Consider the following 2,612-nt stretch of genomic DNA (forward strand, 5'->3'; position numbering starts at 1 on the left):
CACCGGCACACAATCCGCTTTAACGCGCGATTGGCTTCAGAATGCCCTCCAGGAACTTCGGATTGTCCAGAAGGAGTTGGACACGCAATGGGACAAGGGACCTGTAAGTCCGGCCACGCAAAAACTCCTCCGCAACGTGTATTTTGCATTGGGTGATGTCCTCTATCGCCTGGGACGGTTCGGAGACGCGATCACCATCTACGTCACGCTCACCAATCGGTTGCAGTCGGAACCGGAAGTCCTCGACGCATACATCCAGATGGCCCGCTGTTATGTTGCGATGGGACGCACCAGGGAAGCGCAAATCGCACTGGAACAGGCAAAAATCATGCTCAGCCGGCTGCCACAGGATACCAAACTGGAAAAATCAACTCCTTTTACTCGAGAAGAATGGCTGAACCGTCTGGCATGGTTGGCACGTCATTTATAAATATCTTGGGAATTGAAATATAGCTGTGAACTTCCAATACAAGCATGGATACAACAATGCTGTAGCCAATATGAAGGGAAATGCACATCTCTCATTTAACACCGTTTAAGAATACAGCCCAGGTTCGCCACGTCGGCAGATTAAAAGATCGGGACGGATAAGGTGCGATATGTCGAACTTCATACGAGAGCTGTGGGCAGAAAAACATGCAATCCTGACGGATATTTGGGGCTTAACCCAGTATCAGTACGCTTATGTGGAAGATAACCAGATCGATGGCGTACTCGATGTCCTGGCACGTAAACAGGCATTACTGGCGAGGTTGCAGGAGGTGGATAACCGGTTAAAGCACTATGAGGATCAGAAAGCCGAATGGGCGAAAGGGGATCCCGGCACTGCCACAGAACTGCCGGAGATCGTCAGAGCATGCCGCGATCTTTTGAAACAAATCGTGCAAGTGGAACAGCAGTGCCAGGCACGCCTGGAAGAGCGGCGTGACGCCATCGCGACGGAATTGGGGCAGCTTCACGAAATATCTCAGGCACGGGCGGCATACACAGGCGGAAACAGCGTTACCGGCGGAGAACTGGACCTCACCCTGTAGACGGAATTCCAATCGGGCCGTTGTTTCAGGGCCACTGCTTCGGGAGATGTGCTGGTTGCACACCATGGATGATATGAACGAAAACGACCGACTTGATCAGGTGGAAAACGGTACTCGGTGGACACTGAAGGAATCGGACCGGGCCGGCGAAGGTACAGACCTGGCCGCCATCCTCGAGGCCTGGCATGCGGCGACAGTCCGCCTGGAACAGACTCACGAAGCCCTTCAAGCGGAAGTCAGGCGGCTGACGGCCGAGCTTGAGAAGAAAAACCGCGAGCTTGCCCGAAAGGACCGACTCGCTGACCTTGGACGAATGGCCGCTCACATCGCCCATGAGCTGCGAAACAGCCTTGTTCCGGTGTCACTCTATGTCAGTCTTTTGAAGCGGCGTGTTACCAACGCAGAGTGTGTGGAAATAATCGAGAAAATAGAGCAAGCAGTCCAGGGCGCACAAAGTGTTTTAAACGATATTTTGCAATTCGCCGCCGATCGAGAAGTTCAGGAAACCCTTTTTGAGCTGAAGCCGTGGCTGACGAATATCACAAAGGAAATAGAGTTGCAGGCCGTTTCGCAGAAGGTGCTTGTCAAAGTAGAAGTCCCGGAACTGCTTTTGGCCTGGGCGGATCGCGATCTTTTACGTCGTGCGATTATCAATCTCCTGCTCAATGCTCTTGATGCGATGCCCGGCGGCGGCGAGGTGACCGTTCGCGCGGCGGCCGCGGGCCGCGATCTTGTGATCTCGGTCGCTGATACCGGTCCCGGGCTCAGTGAGGAAGCCCTTCAGCACGCGTTTGAGCCGTTTTTCACGACCAAGGCAAATGGAACGGGTCTGGGACTGGCGATCGTCGAACACCTCATTCAACTCCATGGTGGCACGATAACCGTCCAAAACGGAACGCACGGGGGCGCTGTCTTTCAAATTCACCTTCCCAACCGCTGCGTCATCCCTACACAGATGGGTAGACAGGCAGCGTGAGGTCGTGATTTATAAAGGAATAAACGCGAATGGAGTCGTCAGAATATGGTCGAAGTTAGAACTTCTAAAAGACAGGAACCGGCAAGGACGCATCTTCGGCGGACGGGCAAAGTCCTCGTCGTGGATGACCATGCCGCTTCGCGCGAGGCGATGGCCGACATACTGCGCCGGGCGGGGCACGAGGTCCAGGCCTGCGGAAGTGCGGCCGAGGCCATCGACTTGCTTGCCCGATCCTTCTGGGATGTAGTCGTCACCGATCTCAATATGCCGGGAATGTCGGGGCTCGACCTTGTACGGCACATTGAGAGGCGACAGATCCCGACACGAGTGATCATGGTGACGGCGTACGCCACGGTCGCTTCGGCGGTCGAAGCAATGCGCCATGGTGCCTTCGACTATATTGAAAAACCCTTCGACGCCGGACAGCTAGAGCGGCTCGTGGCGGAGGCGCTGCGTCACAATCAGGTCCTGCACCCGGCAGAAAACTCCTCACCAGCAGGACCGGAGCCGAACATACCTGTTCTGGTGGGCTCCAGCCGGTCTATGCAGGAACTCCGCCGCAGGATAGAACAGGTGGCCGCCACCAGCGAAACAGTACTCAT

Annotated in this window: 4 protein-coding genes; all 4 read left to right on the forward strand. The window is 55.2% G+C overall.

Features of this window, described 5'->3' with window-relative positions:
- On the forward strand, window positions 1-430 hold a 430-nt coding region (locus H5U08_RS15350; RefSeq protein ID WP_297034976.1), incomplete at its 5' end, for a tetratricopeptide repeat protein.
- A 169-nt stretch (window positions 431-599) separates the two neighbouring features.
- The gene (locus tag H5U08_RS15355; RefSeq protein WP_297034978.1) at window positions 600-1,034 is read left to right on the forward strand and encodes a hypothetical protein; all 435 of its coding nucleotides are present in this window, start codon (window positions 600-602) and stop codon (window positions 1,032-1,034) included.
- A 64-nt stretch (window positions 1,035-1,098) separates the two neighbouring features.
- Window positions 1,099-2,010 carry a HAMP domain-containing sensor histidine kinase gene (locus tag H5U08_RS15360; RefSeq protein ID WP_297034981.1) on the forward strand — a complete coding sequence of 304 codons (912 nt, stop codon included), beginning with the start codon at window positions 1,099-1,101 and terminating at the stop codon, window positions 2,008-2,010.
- A gap of 45 nt (window positions 2,011-2,055) precedes the next feature.
- The coding region (locus tag H5U08_RS15365; RefSeq protein ID WP_297034984.1) for a response regulator at window positions 2,056-2,612 on the forward strand (557 nt) is incomplete at its 3' end.

This window comes from Thermogutta sp., from assembly GCF_014359955.1.
Taxonomy (GTDB): Bacteria; Planctomycetota; Planctomycetia; order Pirellulales; family Thermoguttaceae; genus Thermogutta.

Bases quoted from the DNA above. Each gene is read 5' to 3' on its own strand.
- H5U08_RS15355 (WP_297034978.1), top strand. From the start codon at position 600: ATGTCGAACTTCATACGAGAGCTGTGGGCAGAAAAACATGCAATCCTG.
- H5U08_RS15360 (WP_297034981.1), top strand. From the start codon at position 1,099: ATGGATGATATGAACGAAAACGACCGACTTGATCAGGTGGAAAACGGT.